The 15789-nt window shown below is 70.8% G+C and carries 11 protein-coding genes; 5 read left to right on the top strand and 6 right to left on the bottom strand.

What is annotated here, in order from left to right:
• Positions 1-4 precede the first annotated feature (4 nt).
• Together FOF48_RS14545 and FOF48_RS14540 are read left to right on the top strand one after the other, a co-directional pair.
• On the top strand, positions 5-586 hold the full coding sequence (locus FOF48_RS14545; RefSeq protein ID WP_143901885.1) for a chemotaxis protein CheW: 582 nt from the start codon (positions 5-7) through the stop codon (positions 584-586).
• A gap of 16 nt (positions 587-602) precedes the next feature.
• Positions 603-3149, top strand: a complete 2547-nt coding sequence (locus tag FOF48_RS14540) for a hybrid sensor histidine kinase/response regulator (RefSeq protein WP_143901883.1) — start codon at positions 603-605, stop codon at positions 3147-3149.
• A 103-nt stretch (positions 3150-3252) separates the two neighbouring features.
• Here FOF48_RS14540 and FOF48_RS14535 read toward each other — a convergent pair whose 3' ends face one another.
• From FOF48_RS14535 to FOF48_RS14525, 3 genes are all read right to left on the bottom strand, one after another.
• Positions 3253-3459, bottom strand: coding sequence for a hypothetical protein (locus FOF48_RS14535; protein WP_143901881.1), 207 nt, complete (start codon positions 3457-3459; stop codon positions 3253-3255).
• Complete coding sequence (locus FOF48_RS37070; protein WP_201756146.1) at positions 3456-4079, bottom strand: hypothetical protein; 624 nt, start codon at positions 4077-4079, stop codon at positions 3456-3458. Before FOF48_RS37070 ends, FOF48_RS14535 begins: the two co-directional genes overlap by 4 nt.
• 123 nt (positions 4080-4202) lie before the next feature.
• Positions 4203-5153 carry a HAMP domain-containing histidine kinase gene (locus FOF48_RS14525; protein WP_186001905.1) on the bottom strand — a complete coding sequence of 317 codons (951 nt, stop codon included), beginning with the start codon at positions 5151-5153 and terminating at the stop codon, positions 4203-4205.
• Positions 5154-5432: 279 nt separating this feature from the next.
• Here FOF48_RS14525 and FOF48_RS14520 point away from each other — a divergent pair, with 279 nt between their 5' ends.
• The 3 genes from FOF48_RS14520 (at position 5433) to FOF48_RS14510 (ending at position 10736) form a co-directional block, all read left to right on the top strand.
• A complete protein-coding gene (locus FOF48_RS14520; protein WP_186001904.1) occupies positions 5433-7508 on the top strand; it encodes an alginate lyase family protein in 2076 nt (691 codons plus the stop codon).
• 71 nt (positions 7509-7579) lie between these two features.
• The gene (locus FOF48_RS14515; RefSeq protein WP_143902205.1) at positions 7580-8899 is read left to right on the top strand and encodes a nucleotide sugar dehydrogenase; all 1320 of its coding nucleotides are present in this window, start codon (positions 7580-7582) and stop codon (positions 8897-8899) included.
• A 148-nt stretch (positions 8900-9047) separates the two neighbouring features.
• The gene (locus FOF48_RS14510) at positions 9048-10736 is read left to right on the top strand and encodes a TldD/PmbA family protein (RefSeq protein ID WP_255442206.1); all 1689 of its coding nucleotides are present in this window, start codon (positions 9048-9050) and stop codon (positions 10734-10736) included.
• Here the strand turns inward: FOF48_RS14510 and FOF48_RS14505 are convergent.
• The 3 genes from FOF48_RS14505 to FOF48_RS14495 are packed head-to-tail and all read right to left on the bottom strand — an operon-like array spanning position 10733 to position 15767.
• Positions 10733-13825, bottom strand: coding sequence for an alpha amylase C-terminal domain-containing protein (locus FOF48_RS14505; protein WP_143901874.1), 3093 nt, complete (start codon positions 13823-13825; stop codon positions 10733-10735). The genes FOF48_RS14510 and FOF48_RS14505 overlap by 4 nt on opposite strands.
• Before the next feature lie 38 nt (positions 13826-13863).
• Positions 13864-14820: a hypothetical protein gene (locus tag FOF48_RS14500; protein ID WP_143901872.1), complete on the bottom strand. Its 957-nt coding sequence runs from the start codon at positions 14818-14820 to the stop codon at positions 13864-13866.
• 11 nt (positions 14821-14831) lie between these two features.
• The gene (locus tag FOF48_RS14495; RefSeq protein WP_143901870.1) at positions 14832-15767 is read right to left on the bottom strand and encodes a metalloenzyme; all 936 of its coding nucleotides are present in this window, start codon (positions 15765-15767) and stop codon (positions 14832-14834) included.
• Positions 15768-15789: the final 22 nt, after the last annotated feature.

Here is a 15789-nt window from a genome sequence, read left to right as displayed (position 1 = left end):
GCCCATGCCTACCGACGACGGCAAGCTGCTGCCCATCGACTTCGACGAACTGAAGGCTTCGCTCGACGCGGCCCAGATGCTGCTCGAGGGCGCGACGGTGGTGAGCGCCCACAAGCGGCGCGAGGTGCTGCACGCCCGCGCGCTGGCGCTGGCCAACTCGCGCCATGAGACGCGCCAGGAGGCCGTCACGGTGCTCGCCTTCCAGGTGGGCGGCGAGCGCTACGCGGTGAAGATCGACCTGGTGGACCACGTGCTGGAAGCGCGCGGCATGTGTTCGCTGCCAGGGGCGCCCCGCCATGTGCTGGGCGCGCTGTTGTCGCGCTCGCGCATCGTGCCGGTGCTGGACCTGCGGCAGTTGTTGGGCCTGGAGGGCGGCGGCATGTCCGACCTGAGCAAGGTCGTGGTGGTGGAGCTGGAGGACGAGGCGTTCGGGCTGGCGGCCGAAGTGGTGGATGGACGGCGGGAGTTGCCGCGCGCGGAGCTGTCGCAGCCGCCGCCGGGCCCGTTCCTGTTCCTGACGCCGGACCGGCTCACGGTGCTGGACCTGACACAGCTGGGCAACCCGGCGGCCGCACGGCGCGGCTAGAGGGGACTGGGGTTTCATGGATCCGCAGTTGCTGCGCAGCATCTGGCCGGTGTTCGCCGCGGAGACGCGCGAGCAGATTCAAGCCATCGGGTCGAAGGTGCTGGGGCTGGAGCAGCCGGCCGCCTCGCGCGAACCGGACCTGCTGCCTTCGCTCAAGCGCGTGGTGCACAGCCTCAAGGGCTCCGCGGCGAGCCTGGGGCTGGACGACATCGAGCGCGTCGTGCACGCCATCGAGGACGGGCTGTCCCACGTCAACGTGGAGGAGCCCATCTCACGCGGCGCCGTGGAGGCGATGCTGAGGGGCCTGTCCGCCATCGAGAACGCCCTCAACCGGGGCGACGCGGGCGAGCAGCCCGTGGTGGAGGGCGTGTCCGCGCTGCTCAAGGCCCTGGGCCACGGCGACGCCGCCGCCCCCTCGTCGGAGGGCGCGGTGGACTCCGGCCCGCTGGGCGAGGATGGCGTGAAGGCGCTGGCGGCGCTGGAGGCGGCCCTGGGCCGGCTGGTGTCCCCCAAGGTGGAGGACCGGGCCGGCGCGGTGCGCTCGGCGGTGGAGCGCGCGCACGCCCTGCGCCAGAGCGCGGAGGCCGTGCGGGCGGATCAGGTGGCCTCGCTGGCGGAGGCCGCGGCGCTGGGCTTCACCCGCATGGAGGAAGGCGGGGACGCGGCGGGGCTGGCGGCCTCGGAGGTGGCGGGCGCGCTGGTGGACCTGCGCGCCGCGCTGGGCCTGGCGGACGAAGCGGATGACGCGCGGGAGACCCCCCCCGTGAAGCGGGCCGTGGCCCCGGTGGCGAAGCCCCTGCCTCGGGCCCCGGTGGTCGCTCCCGAGGGCCGGAGCGGGACGGTGGACCGCGCGGTGCGCGTGTCGGTGAAGACGCTGGACTCGCTGGCGCTCCAGGTGGAGCACCTGGTGGCCGGCCGGTCTCAGCAGGGCCGGCGCACGGACGGCTTCCGCGCGCTGACGGATCAGGCGCATGAGGTGTTGCTGCACCTGGAGCGCGCCGCCTCCCAGCTGGCCATGGCGGGGGGCGGACCCGCGCTGGAGCCGCTGCGCACGGGCGTGGGCCTGATGCGCACGATGCAGAAGCGGCTCCTGGAGCAGGCGAAGGACGCGCACCGCGACGGTGAGCAGCAGGCGCTGGTGGCGCAGGTGGTGCGCGACGACCTGCGCGACCTGCGCATGGTGCCGGCCTCGCAGGTGCTGGAGCCCCTGCGGCGCACGGTGCGCGAGACGGCGTCGCGGCTGGACAAGGACGTGGCGCTGGAGCTGGGCGGCACCGACGTGCGCTTGGACCGGCGCATCGTGGACGCGCTGAAGGACCCCCTGGTGCACCTGGTGCGCAACGCCATCGACCATGGGCTGGAGACGCCCGCGGCCCGGCGCGCGGCGGGCAAGCCGGAGACGGGCCGGCTGACGGTGCGGGTGGAGGCGCGAGGCACGCGCATCGGCGTCATCGTGGAGGACGACGGCGCGGGCCTGGATCCGGTGCGCGTGCGCGCGACGGCGGTGCGCAGGGGGCTGATGACCCAGGACGCGGCGGAGAAGCTGACGGACGCGCAGGCCGCGCGGCTCATCTTCCAGCCGGGCTTCTCCACGCGGGATGAAGTCACCGCCACGTCGGGACGCGGCGTGGGCCTGGACGTGGTGCTGGCCACCGCGCAGCGGCTCCAGGGCTCCGCGGACGTCGAGTACACGCCGGGCAAGGGCACTCGGTTCATCGTGGACCTGCCGCTGACGCTGGCGGCGGCGCTGGGCCTGTTGGTGCGCACGGGCACCACCATCACCGCGATCCCGTCGGACACCGTGAAGCGCGTGCTGCGGCTGGACGCGGACGACGTGGGCACGGTGGCGGGGCGCGTGGTGGCGCGGCTGGACGGCGAGCAGCTCACGTTCCTGTCGCTGTCGGAGGCCATCGGCCTGCCGCGCATGCCGCTCGCGCTGGAGTCGGGCCGGCGGCAGACCGCGGTGCTGCTGTCGCTGGGCGAGGAGCGCGTGCTCTACGCCATCGACGAGGTGGTGGGGCAGCAGGAGCTGGTGGTGCGCGCGCTGGGCAAGCACCTGCGGGACGTCACGCACCTGGCGGGCGCGGCGGTGCTGGACGACGGCCGCGTGGTGCCGGTGCTCAACGCGCTGGAGCTGCTGCGCGCGGCCAAGCCGGACACCCGCACCGCTTCGGGCGAGTCCAAGATGCCGCGGATCCTGGTGTGCGACGACTCGCTCACCACGCGCTTCGCGATGAAGTCGCTGCTGGAGATCGCCGGCTATCCGGTGGTGACGGCGTCGGACGGCGAGGAGGCCTGGAGCGTGCTGGAGCGCGTGCACTGCCACCTGGTCGTGAGCGACTGGCAGATGCCCCGGCTGGATGGCGTGGGCCTGGCGCGGCGAATCAAGGGCCACCCCATGTTCCGGCGCACGCCCATCATCCTGGTGACGTCGCTGGACAGCAACGAGGACCGCGCGGCCGGCCTGGAGGCGGGCGCGGATGGCTACCTGGTCAAGCGCGAGGTGGAGCGCGGCAAGCTCCTGGAGCTCGTGCGCCAGCTGCTGCCCAGCTCCGCGACCTGAGCCAGGGGAGGGCCGAGACGACGACGCCCCGTCCTTCGCGCGGACGCGAGGGACAGGGCGGCGGACTCAGCGGCCTGGGCTTGAAGGCCCGGGCGTCAGGCCTTCAGCGCGGGCGGACCCACGCCTTGGGCCAGTCGTCGAACTGGGTGACTTCCTGGTCGTCGACGAGCAGCGTGTACATGGACTCCTCGGGGAAGTCGCCGATGCGCAGGCGCAGCTCCTTGCCCTCCGCCTTGGTGCGCAGCGGGTGGAGCGGGTCCGACGTCTTCACCCATTCCAGCTTCTGCTTCAGCAGTTGATCACCGTTCATAGCTTTGCCTGCGGCTTGGCGTACATGTTGTCCACGGCCTGGTTCGTGCGCTGCGAGCTGTTGATGATCTTGTCGTAGGCCTGGGCCTCGCTCAAGCCGCTCTTCTTCGCGTCCGCGACGAGCTGGTCGAACGAGGGGCCGTCCAGCCGGCCGTACTTGAAGTAGTCGCGCGCCTTGAGCATCGCGGCGTCGAGCGTGCCCATGAACTGGCGCGCCTCCACGCGGGCCTTGTGCCGGATCTCATGCGCCGCCTTGGCGCGGCCCTCCAGGGACACCCCCTGCGCCTTGAGCTTCGCGTCGTTCGCGGGGATGCCGGCGACCTGCTCCTTGTACCAGGCGCGGATCTCACTGTTGGTCGTGGGCTTCTTCACCGTGCCCGCATCCGGGCCGTTCACGCGAGCGGCGCCATCCGGGTTGCGCGGACGGGTGCGGGACGCGCTGCCAGTGGCCACGTCGCCTTGCGGCCGCGCGGGCGGAGGCGTCGAGTTCGAACGCTGGGGGCGCGTCGTGGCCGACGTCGTCGTGGCGGGCTTCGAATCCACGGAGTTGGAGCGGCGCGGCGAGGGCAGCGCCGAGTCGGACTTGGTGGAGCTGACGCTCGAGCTTCGGGAGAGCTTCATGGGGAGACCTTCGGGGGCAGGAAGGAAAACCGCTTTCCCTTTTATCGCAGTTCCGGGTAGGCGAGTTGCGACCTCCACCTACCTTTCGCGCGCCGCTCCGACGTCTCCTGCAATCTCATCCCCTTAGCGCTGAGCGGGGAGGGGGAAGGCGTCATCCCCCAGCCAGCGCAGGGTGAGGTCCAGCCGGGGCTCCAGCGCCACGGTCAGCGTGGCCCCCAGACGTCCCGCGAGCTGTTGGAGCACCGCTCCGGTGCGCGCGGGCAGGGCCTCAGCGGGGCACGCGCGGACGCGCAGCAGCCATTGGCCGGGCTCCGTGTCCGGACCCAGGTGGACGTCCACGGCCATCGCGCGCGCGGTGGCCTTCGCGAGGGTGCGCGCCAGCAGCTCCCAGTCCGCCCGGGCGCCTCGCACGGGCACGGCCCGGTCGGTGGGCAGCATCACCGTGGGCTCGGCCCGCCCCGGGCCCGGCGTGGGCGCGAAGGCGCGCTCCAGCACGGGGCGCAGGTCCTCCAGGCCCGGGACGGGGGGCGACAGGCGCCGGTCGATGAGGTCCTTCTGATCCGCGGCGACCTTGGTGATCCGCTCCAGGTAGCGCTGGGCCTGCGCGCCGAAGGGGCCCGCGGTGCCCTTGCGCATCATGTCCACGTAGCCCTTGATGACCATCAGGGGCGTGCGCAGGTCATGCGCCGCGCGGGAGCGCCGCTTGTCCTGCGCGGCCACCGCGCGCTCCAGGCGCTGCTTCGCTTCCAGGAGCCGCGCCTGACTTGCGCCTCGCGCGACCTCGCGCGCATGGGCCTGGAGCAGCGCCGGAGCGAAGGCGTTGAAGCGCGCCACCACGTTGCGTTGCGAGGTCGTCAGCGGCGCGGGCCACACGCTCAGGACGCCCTTGCTTCCCGGAGCCTGGGCGCGACGGGCGGGCACGTCGCCCAGCTTCATCACGCACGCGCGTCCTTCATAGAGGGCCGCGCCGGTCGCGCCGGTCAGCCGCAAGGACGCCTTCAGCAGTGCCTCCAGGCCCGCGCGCGTTCCTCCGCGCAGCGCCTGTTCGGCCACCGCCGTCAGCGTCGTTTCCATCCTGGCATCGAGGTCGTCCTCGATGCGCCGCCCCATCCAAGCCCCAGCCCGCACGCCCCAAGGAATGCGCATGCCTTCATGGAGGCGCAATGGCTCCACCGTGGCGCGCTCCGTTCCGCGTCAGGCAGCAATCCTTTACCCACGGGGATCCACCGGGACAGGCATTTTTACCGCCGTACCGGGTGCGTGGCCGAGCCAAACCCTTGCTCTTGCAGGGAAAAGGTTTTGGCCAGCCGCTTGCTATTGCCTTCCCACGTCACGCTGGGCGGGAAGGGGCGGATGGGTACTCTCGATTACTACGCGACGATGGCTCGGATGGCGCCCGGGGCACTGGCGAAGAGCGCCGTCCGCCGCGTCCAAGGTGTCGCGCGGCAGGCGCTCTACCGCCGCCGCGAGCAGATCGACGAGGCCCAGCTGCTGGAGTCCTTTGGCGCCACCCGGGCCGATGAGCTGGTGACGGTGGCGCTCGACCACCGCACGTCGCGGGCCTGGTGTGAGCTGTCACAGCGTGAGTCCGCTCGCGCCGCCATCGAAAAGCTCCCGGGCGCGAAGGCGCGCACGATGCTGCGCGCCGGGCGTGCGCTCCGCCAGGAGTGGGACGTCTTCGGCACGCCGGTGGCCTTCGGCGAGGGCAAGCCGGTGGACTGGTCGCTGGAGCCGGTGAGTGGCCAGCACTACCCCGTCGAGTCCGTGGAGCGCATGCCGCTGCACGTGACGGGCATGGATCCGAAGTATCCCTGGGTGATGGGCCGGCTCGACAGCGCGCTGGCCCTGGCCCAGGGCGCGTGGGTCGCGGACTCGCAGGGCGAGCGCTCGCGGCTGGCCACGGCCTTCGTCGCGCAGACGCTGGACTTCCTCCAGGCGAACCCCGTGGGCATGGGCGTCCACTGGACGTGCCCCATGGAGATTGGCCTGCGCGCGGCGAACCTGGCGCAGGCGCTGGCGATGTTCGCGGACGCGCCCGAGGTGCGCCGTCCGGAGTTCCTGGTTCCCGTGCTGGGCGCGCTCGCGGAGCACTGCGCGTGGGTGGAGGCCCACCTGGAGGACGGCGGCGCGGTGCCCAACAACCACCTCGTCTCCAACTACGTGGGGCTCGCGGTGGTGGGCCTGCTCTTCCCGGAGCTGCCCGGTGCCCCGCGTCAGGTGGCGCTCGCGGCGAACGGCCTGCGCGCCCAGATGGACGCGCAGGTGCATCCGGAGGGCACGTCCTTCGAGGGCTCCATTCCCTATCACCGCCTGTCGGTGGAGCTGTTCACCCTGGCCTTCCTCGTCGCGCGCGGCGCGGGTGTGTCCCTGGGGCCCGGGTACGAAGCGCGTCTGCGATTGATGTTCGTCGCGGCTCGCGCCTGGTCCTCGGAAGACGGCCTGGCGCCGCAGATTGGCGACAACGACTCCGGCCGCGTGTTTCCGTTCCAGGACCGCGCGGACGGCGACCACGGCTACCTCGCGGGGCTGGGCGCGGCGCTCTTCAACGACGTGGGGCTGGCCGGTGGCGTGTTCCCGGACGAGGCGGCGTGGCTCCTGGGCGAGGCGGGCCTGATGCGTTTCGGCGCGCTGCCCGCGGCTCCGGTGCCCGCGTCGGTGAGCTTCGCGGAAGGCGGCTTCCACATCTTGCGCGGCGAAGGCGTCGTGCTCACCGTCTCCGCCGGAAAGCAGGGGCAGCGCGGCGTCGGGGGACACAGCCACAACGACAAGCTCTCCTTCGAGCTCCACGTGGACGGGCGCCCCGTCATCGTTGATCCGGGCACGGGTTCGTACACGCGGGATCCCTCCCTGCGCAACGCGATGCGGAGCACCGCGGCGCACAACACGCTCCAGGTGGATGGGGAGGAGCAGGCTCCGCTGGATCCGGCGCGGCTGTTCGCGCTGCCGGAGGATGCCCGGGCGCGCGTCGTGGCCTTCCAGCCCGGCGCGAAGCACGACCGGTTGGTGGTGCGCCACGACGGCTACCGCCACCTGCCGGCTCCAGTGGGCATCGAGAGGACTTTCTTCCTGGACCGGCACGTGCGGGCGCTGGCCGTGGGAGACCGGCTCGTCGGGACGGGCCGGCATGAGGTGGTGGGACGTTTGCATCTGCCCGATGGGCAGGCGCGGTGGTGCGAGCCCGCGGCGGCCGTCATGGCGCGGGCCGGGCGCGTGCAGGAGGGCCCGGAGGCCTTCGAGGCACGGGCCCTGGAGATTGGACCGGCGGAGGCACCCGTGGGGTGGGTGCTCTTCGGGTGGGGGTTGGAGACCTCGCTCGTGCCGTCGCGCTACTCGCCCGGATATGGGCGCGTGGTGCCGGCGGTGTCGGTGGAGTTCCGGAGGCAGCTGGCGCCTCCGGCATGGCTGGGGTGGGTGTTCGTCTTCAGGTGAATGGTGTGGGTCGGGACGCGCGAGCCGGCGAGGCCGCGCGTCAACTGCTGGGAGTAACGACAATGCGCGTGATGGTTGGCAACCCGTTGCTGGGTCGGATTCAGAATCGGGAAGCGAAGGTGGGCGTGGTGGGGCTCGGGTACGTCGGTCTTCCGCTGGGCATGGCCTTCGCGGAAGCAGGCTTCCCGGTCACGGGGCTGGACGTCGACCAGCGGAAGATCGACAAGATTGGCAAAGGGGAGAGCTACATCAAGCACATCCCCAGCGCGCCGCTGGCGCAGCTGACGCAGGCGGGCAAGCTCAAGGCGACGAAGGACTTCGCGAAGGCGCGCGAGCTGGACTGCGTGATCATCTGCGTGCCCACGCCGCTGACCGCGTCGCGTGAGCCGGACATGAGCTTCATCATCCAGACGGGCGAGGCCCTGGCGCCGCACGTGCGCCCCGGCCAGCTCTTCATCCTGGAGTCCACCACCTACCCGGGCACCACGGAGGAGGTGCTGAAGCCGCTGCTGGAGAAGAACGGCCTCAAGGCGGGCGTGGACTTCTTCCTGGCCTTCAGCCCCGAGCGCGAGGACCCGGGCAACAAGGGCTTCAACACCAAGACGATCCCGAAGGTGGTGGGCGGCTACTCGCCCGCGTGCCTCGAGGTGGCGGTCGCCCTGTACGGCAGCGCGCTGAAGGAAGTGGTGCCGGTGTCCTCCACCCGCGTGGCGGAGCTCGCCAAGCTGCTGGAGAACATCTACCGCTGCGTGAACATCGCGATGGTCAACGAGATGAAGATGCTCTGCGACCGCATGAACGTGGACGTGTGGGAGGTCATCCAGGCCGCCAGCACCAAGCCCTTCGGCTTCCAGCCGTTCTACCCGGGCCCCGGCCTGGGCGGGCACTGCATCCCCATCGATCCGTTCTACCTGACGTGGAAGGCGCGCGAGTTCGAGTTCCATACCAAGTTCATCGAGCTGGCCGGTGAGGTGAACTGGCAGATGCCCTACTACGTGGTGCAGCGCACGATGGAGGCGCTCAACCAGAACAAGAAGGTGCTCAACGGCGCGAAGGTGCTCTGCATCGGCGCGGCGTACAAGAAGGACATCGACGACTTCCGCGAGTCCCCGTCGCTGCGCGTGATGACGCTCCTCAAGGAGAAGGGCGCGGAGATCAGCTACCACGACCCGTTCGTGAAGGAGCTGCACAAGGGCCACGGCTTCAACATGGAGATGAAGTCCGTCCCGCTGGAACCGGAGAAGCTCAAGCAGTACGACGCGGTGATGATCCTCACGGACCACTCGCACATCGACTACAACGAGCTGGTCCAGCGCTCGAACATCGTCGTCGACACGCGCAACGCGACCAAGGCCGTCACGCAGGGCCGCGAGAAGATCGTCAAGGCGTAGGGCCCGCGGGCAGGGCTTGCAGGCAGAGGGGTCCTCGCTTCACGCCTGGCGCGTGAGGGGAGGGCCCTCGCCTGTTTTTGGCTACAGTGCGCCCGTGCCCAGCGCCTTCCGCCCCTTGTTCCCGCTGTCCCTGGCCGCGTCCCTTTTGATGGGCGCGGCGCCCGTGAAGGATCCGCGCGCCCAGCTCCTGGACGCGATGAGCGCGGAGCTGACGCGCAACCAGCAGCAGCTCAAGGTGAACGGCCACGAAGCGCCGTACTTCCTGAGCTACGGCGTGAAGGACTACGAGTCGCGGCTGATCATCGCGCGCTACGGGGCGCTGTTCCAGGACGACGACTACCGCGAGCGCAAGCTGGGCGTGGACGTGCGCGTGGGCAGCTACGACTACGACAGCTCCGTGGCGGACTCGCTCGACTTCGGCTTCAGCACCAGCAAGGGCTCCAGCTACACCGCGCGCAAGGACGGGCCGCTGGATGACTCGCCGCTGGCGCTGCGCACGGCGCTGTGGCTCGTGACGGATGAGAAGTACAAGGCCGCGCTCTTCCAGTACCTGAAGAAGAAGGGCGAGGACGTCTACTCCGTGGAGGACCCCAAGCGGCCCGCGTCCTTCTCCCAGGAGGCGCCCGCCACCTACGTCCAGCCGCCGGTGCCGTTCCCATTCGACAGAGAGAAGTGGCGCAAGCTGGCGCGCGACGTGTCCGCGCGCTTCAACGCGCACCCGGAGCTGTTCGACTCGGAGGTGCGCGTCACCGCGGACAAGTCCACGCGCCTGTTCGTGTCCTCCGAAGGCACGCGCCTCATCACGGAGGAGACGCTGTACGCGTTCCATGTCTCCGCGGTGACGCGGGCGCCGGACGGGCAGCTGCTGGACGACTCGCGCAGCTTCTACCTGCCCACCGAGGCGGGGATGCCGGACGAGGCGAAGGTGCACGCGGCGGCGCAGAAGGTCATCGACGAGCTGCTCGCGCTCCGGCAGGCGCCGGCCATCACGCCGTACGCGGGGCCCGCCATCCTGGCCCCGGAGGCCGCGGGCGTGCTCTTCCACGAGACGCTGGGCCACCGCCTGGAAGCGGACCGGCAGGATGGCGACACCGACGGCAAGACGTTCAAGGGACAGGAGGGCAAGCAGATCCTCCCGGCCTTCCTGTCGCTGCGGGATGATCCGTCGAAGCGCGAGGTGAACGGCGAGCCGCTCAACGGCTACTACCTCTACGACGAGGAGGGCGTGAAGGGGCAGCCGGTGAGCCTGGTGGAGAAGGGCGAGCTCAAGGGCTACCTGATGAGCCGCCACCCGGTGGAGGGCTTTCCGAAGTCCAACGGCCACGGGCGAGGGCAGGGCACGCTCCAGCCGGTGGCGCGGATGGCGAACCTGCTGGTGGACAGCACGAAGCAGGTGAGCGACGCGGAGCTGAAGAAGATGCTCGTCGCGGAGGCGAAGCGGCAGGGCAAGCCGTACGGGCTCATCATCCGCGACATCACCGGCGGCAACACCAACACGTCCAGCTACGGCTACCAGGCCTTCAAGGGCGTTCCGCGCAGGGTGTACCGCGTGGACGTGAAGACGGGCGAGGAGACGCTGGTGCGAGGCGTGGAGATCGTCGGTACGCCGCTGTCGTCGGTGAACCGCATCCTCGCCACGGGCCAGCGGCTGGGCGTGTTCAACGGCTTCTGCGGCGCGGAGAGCGGCAACGTCCCGGTGTCCACCGTGGCGCCCGCGGTGCTGCTCCAGGAGCTGGAGCTGCAGCGGGCGATGGAGGGGAAGGACCGCCCGCCGCTGCTCCCCAGCCCGGCCGCCTCACCACAGGCGGCCGGACCGGAGGCGAAGGCGAAGCCCTAGCCGACCTTCTTCATCACCACGTAACCGGCGGCGGGGATGTTCACCGGGGTGTTCCCGCCGTTCAGCGTGGCGCCGTAGTTGCCGAAGTTGCTCCCGCCGTACGCGGCGGCGTCGCTGTTCAGCACTTCCTTCCACTGGCCCGGGGGCAGGGGCAGCGCGTAGCCCTCCAGGTTCTTCTTGTTGAGGCTGCCCACGACGAGGAACTCCTCGTTGCCCGCCTTGCGCGTGAAGGCCATCACGCTGTCGTCGTTGTGGGTGTAGACGCGCTTGACCTCCGCCGCCGCGCTGAAGGCCCCGCTGCTGTTCCTCAGGCCGATGGCGTCCTTGTAGAACGTGAAGCTCTGCCGGCGGGTGACGTCGAGCATCGCGTCCTTGCGCTCGGAGGCGGGCAGGCTGGCGACCTCGTTGAAGAGCTTGCGGTCATCCGCGGAGAAGGCCTTGTAGGCGCTGTCCTTCGTGCGCGCGTCCGGGGACAGGCTGAACAGGCGCTCGTAGGTGGCCTTCGTGGTGTCGTTGAACGTCACCTTGCCGAAGTCCACGTCCTTGCCCACGTCCTGCCAGCTCCAGTCGCTGTCCCAGGTGGACGGGTTGCCCCAGCGGAAGTCGTTCTGCGCGCCGAACTCGTCGCCCTGGAAGAACATCGGGATGCCGGGGCCGGCCATGCCGATGCCGGCGGCGAAGCGGGCGGCGCCGCGCGTCCACTGGTCCGGGAAGTCGGTGGCGTTCTCCCCCTCCGCGGTGTTCATGGTGCGCTGCGCGTTTCCGACCTCGTCGTGGTTGGAGATGATGGACAGCGCGTTCTTCCAGCTGTCCAGGCCGCGCGGCGACGTCATCAGGTTCACGAACGCGTCCACGTCCGTCTTCATCCCGCGCGCGGCGGCCTGCACCAGGCCCGGCTTGCTGTTGTCGTTGATGAGCCGGTGCTGGAACTCCGTGTACCACTGGGCGTCGAAGCCGCCGCCCGTGCCGTCCGGCTGCGCCGGGCGCGAGATGGCCGGGTCGTAGTCGAACTGCTCCGCCACGGTCCACACGTTGGGGTTGAGGAAGTGCACCTGGCGGTTGATCTCGCGGAGCATGTCCCAGCCCGCCTTGCCGCCCACGCCCTTGATGGGCTCCGTGAAGTCGAATCTCAGGCCGTCGAACTTCAGCTCGGACACCTGCTGCACGGCGTGGTCCACGAACAGCTGCTTCACCTGCGGCGTGTCGTACGCGGGCACGGAGCCCCACGGCGTGTCGCGCTGCTCGAACTGGCCGGGCTCCTTGGACCAGTTGAAGTACGGGTTGCTGGGGCCGCCCACGTTCCACAGGCCGTTGTAGTCGCCGAACACGTGGTTGTAGACGACGTCCGACACCACGTTGAGGCCCTTGCCGTGGGCCGCGTCGATGAAGCGCTTCAGCGCCTCATCGCCCTCCACCCACTTGCCGGTCTCGTCCTCGAAGCCCAGGGAGCTCTCCGTCGCCAGGCTGTTGACGCCCAGGTAGCCCCAGTTGCGCGCGCCCTCGACTTCGTTCGTGGGCAGCAGCTCCAGCGTGGTGACGCCCAGCTCCTTGAAGTAATCCAGCTTCTGGATCAGGTCCTCCATGGTGGAGCGGTTGGCGTTGCCCGCCTGGCCCAGGAAGCTGCCCGCGTGCAGCTGGTACACCACCCACTTCGACGGATCCTTCTCCCGCGGGACGTCGTCGTTCTTGAACTGGAACGTCGTCGGGTCGGTGATGACGGAGCCGCGGAAGGACACGCCGCTGCCCACGGTGATGAGGTCGCTCCAGGGGTCGTTCTCCGACGACGCCAGGCGCTCCGCGTCGGAGACCTTGCCGTCGTTGTTCACGTCGGAGCGCAGGTGGAGCTTGCCCTGGGCGTCCTTGTCGAACACCTGGAACTCGTAGCGCAGGCCGGCGAGCTTCTCCGGATCATTGACGAGCGTGGTCCACGCGCCGCCCTCGTTCGTCATCTTGATGCGGCCGTCATCCGTCACGTTGCGCGACCAGAAGTCGTTGAACTTCCCGCCGCGCAGCTTGTCGATGAGGGTGTCGTCGAACGAGCCCAGGCGCTCCTGGAGCTGCTTCTTGTCGAGCGGGTTGCCGTCGCCGTCCTTGAGCACCAGGTAGGCGCTGTCAGCGGTCTCCGCCTCGTCGATGTCGAAGCGCATCAGGCCGGTGGCGCCGGTGAAGTAGCGGTCCACCTCCTTGCCGCGCGTGGGGTCCAGGTACAGCCGGTCCAGGCCGCGCTGCTCGCCCATCATCCGGCGCGCGTAGGGGTCCGGCCGGTCGCTGGTGGCGCCCGTGGAGTCCACGACCTCGTAGACATAGGCCTTGCCCTCCAGCTGCTCCCACGCGCCCTTCGCCTGCGCGGTCCAGTTGCCGCCCTCGTCGCGCGTCATCGGGATGCGCTGCTCGCGGCCCTGCTTGTCCGTCACCTTCACCTGCACGGCCCGCGCGTCCGGCGCCCAGAACTTGAACGACGCGTCCTTGCCGGAGCGCTGCGCGCCCATCTGGTGGTACGTCGTGGGCGAGTACGACGCGGTGGACTTGGACAGGTCCAGCTTGAGGTTGCCCTCGCCCATCACCGCCCACTGGTCCTTGCCCGCGGGGCCGTCCACGCTGACGCCCCACTCCCAGTTGCGGGCGAGGCCGTCGTCCGCCACCTTCACCGTGGCCTCGTACTTGCCATTGCCCAGCGACTTCATGGGGATGCCGCCGGAGGACCACTGCGCGTTGTAGCGGCCGTCCGCGTCCCAGCTGCCCTTGAGCTTTGGGTGGGTGAGCTGCGCGTGCGGGCCCGCGTCGTACGTGAAGGTGATGGTGCGGACCATGGGGTTCTCCACCGTCGCGCCGGAGCGCACCGCCTGGGTGGGCGCGGCGCCCAGCAGGGCCCCCGCGTTGGCGGAGCGGGCCAGCGTGCCGGAGCCGGCCACCGGGGCGCGGGCCGTGGGACCCGGAGTGGATTCGAAGGCGGACTGGTTGCGGCGCGCGGCGGCGGCCTTCGCGGCGGCGGCGTTCTTCTGGGCGAGCAGCTTCGCCGGGTCCGCGGAGGTGGAGCCCGTGGCGGGAGCCGGGGCGCGGTTCGGGCGGTTGATTTTGGAGTCAGTCACGGGTCAATCCTCCGGCGGCCCGCGCATAGCGGGCACGCTCAACTTGTCGGACTTGTGCCCACGGGAGTTGTGTCCGGCGGGCTGGAAGTGGGCGAATGTGGGGTGGGAGCCGCTGGTAGCTGAGGATTCCGTGGAAATCCCCGGCCATCCAGGCGGGGCCGGAGCGGGGGGAGGGTCAAACGGCCCCCCTTGAAGCCGCGCAGGTACACGTAGCGGCGGAAGTCGCGGAGGAAGGCGTCCACGGGCAGGCCGATGGACGTCTGGAAGCCGCCGGTGAAGTCCTGGCCCAGGCGCATGGCGGTGAGGATGCCGCGCACGCGCGCCTCGCCGTAGCGCTCCATCAGGAAGGTGAAGGCGTGGTAGGCGGCGCCGTAGACGGTGGCGTTCTGGGTTTCATAGAGGGCCTCGGCGCGGGCGAGCGGATCCTCTTGAGGGAAGTCGTGGAGGAAGCGGGACAGGTCCTCCAGGCTGGGGACGCGGTAGCCCTGGCCCGCGGTGTACGAGGCCATGCCCTCGCTGAACCACAGGGGGATGCCCTTGCGCGTCCAGTCCGACACGGTGGCGGAGGACTGCCACATCAGGCTGTGGGTGAGCTCGTGCAGGAGCAGCTCGTCCACCTGCTTCTGGTTGGCGCCGCCGCGCGTCCACGTGCGGGGGCTCTGGACCTCCACCTGCTCGTAGCGCGCCCACGCGCGCAGGAAGTCGTAGCCGGGGCGGTTGGCGGCGCGCTCCAGGGCGGCGTGGTTGGGGTGGAGGACCAGGGTGACGGGCTCGTGGAAGGTGCCCCAGCGGGACAGGCGGGGGCTGGCGCGCTCCACCGCGATGCGCACCATGAGCGCGCCCTGGGGGTCCTGGGCGGCGCGCGCGACGATGAACTCGCCGCCGGACAGGGACAGGGTGGCGTCCGGGGCCGCGGCCTTCTGGGCGGCGCACGCGGAGAGGAGGGCCGCCGCCGCGACCAGGAGGGCCCATCGTCCAGTGCCGCCCACCCGCATCCCTCGCCCCTCTAGCTGGCCCCGAGCCAGCGCATCACGGCGCGGCCCACATCCGCGACGGTGGTGAACGACGCTAGCTCCGGGGCGGAGGGGCCGAAGTAGAGCATGGGGACGGCGTGCACGGTGTGTCCGCGAACCGACAGGTCCTCCACGTTGCCGTGGTCGCTGCACACCAGCACGCGCGCGTCCGCGGGCCGCGTGGCGGTGACGGCGCGAAGGAAGGCGTCGACGGTGTCCAGCGCGGCGCGCGCGGCGGTGAAGTCCTGGGCGTGGCCCGCCTCGTCCGCGAGGTAGTGCTCGAAGAAGGTGAAGTCCGCCCCGGCGGTGATGCGCCAGAAGAGGGCCGCGGCCTCCTGGGGCGTCCGGCTGGGCACGTCCAGGCCATGGGCGCGCGCGTTCGCGCCGGTGATGTCGTGGGTGAGCCCGTCGCCCGCCCGCGCGTCGTCCAGGGTGCGCAGGGGTTCCGCGCCCGCGGCGAAGGCGAGCTTCGCGGCCGAGGGACGCACCTTGCGCGCGGCGCGGGGGGGCAGGGTGAACTCGGGCGGGGACGTGGAGGGGCGCCGGGGGAGGCCGAGCGCGTCCAGGTACGGCGCGGGGTACGCGTTGGCGAAGGTGGCGGTGTGGCCCTGGGCCTTGAGGCGGCGCACGATGGAGCGCTCCGCGAGCAGCTCCCGGAGGGCGGTGTTGGGGTAGCCCAGCACGTGGCCCCCGACGAGGACGGGGGCGGGGTCGCCGGTGAGGATGGCCGTCTGGTTGGACGCGGACTGGGGCCGGCCGGGCACGCCGAAGGTGGGGTCCACCGCGAGGCCGATGCCGCCGTGGGGGAGGGCGGGCGCGGGGGCGTCCTGGAACCAGGACAGCAGGTGGTCGCGGTCCGCGAGCGGATTGACGGCCGGGTCCTTCCGTCCGATGCCGACCCCATCGATGAACAGGACCGCGACGCGCACGGCCTGGGACTGTATCCTCGAA

It is taken from the genome of Corallococcus sp. Z5C101001 (assembly GCF_007352635.1).
Lineage (GTDB): Bacteria > Myxococcota > Myxococcia > Myxococcales > Myxococcaceae > Corallococcus > Corallococcus silvisoli.
The sequence above is the reverse complement of the archived record's forward strand: the minus strand, read 5'-3'. Positions and strand labels throughout refer to the sequence as shown.

Bases quoted from the DNA above. Each gene is read 5' to 3' on its own strand.
- FOF48_RS14545 (WP_143901885.1), top strand. From the start codon at position 5: ATGCCTACCGACGACGGCAAGCTGCTGCCCATCGACTTCGACGAACTG.
- FOF48_RS14540 (WP_143901883.1), top strand. From the start codon at position 603: ATGGATCCGCAGTTGCTGCGCAGCATCTGGCCGGTGTTCGCCGCGGAG.
- FOF48_RS14535 (WP_143901881.1), bottom strand. From the start codon at position 3,459: ATGAACGGTGATCAACTGCTGAAGCAGAAGCTGGAATGGGTGAAGACG.
- FOF48_RS37070 (WP_201756146.1), bottom strand. From the start codon at position 4,079: ATGAAGCTCTCCCGAAGCTCGAGCGTCAGCTCCACCAAGTCCGACTCG.
- FOF48_RS14525 (WP_186001905.1), bottom strand. From the start codon at position 5,153: ATGGAAACGACGCTGACGGCGGTGGCCGAACAGGCGCTGCGCGGAGGA.
- FOF48_RS14520 (WP_186001904.1), top strand. From the start codon at position 5,433: ATGGGTACTCTCGATTACTACGCGACGATGGCTCGGATGGCGCCCGGG.
- FOF48_RS14515 (WP_143902205.1), top strand. From the start codon at position 7,580: ATGGTTGGCAACCCGTTGCTGGGTCGGATTCAGAATCGGGAAGCGAAG.
- FOF48_RS14510 (WP_255442206.1), top strand. From the start codon at position 9,048: ATGGGCGCGGCGCCCGTGAAGGATCCGCGCGCCCAGCTCCTGGACGCG.
- FOF48_RS14500 (WP_143901872.1), bottom strand. From the start codon at position 14,820: ATGCGGGTGGGCGGCACTGGACGATGGGCCCTCCTGGTCGCGGCGGCG.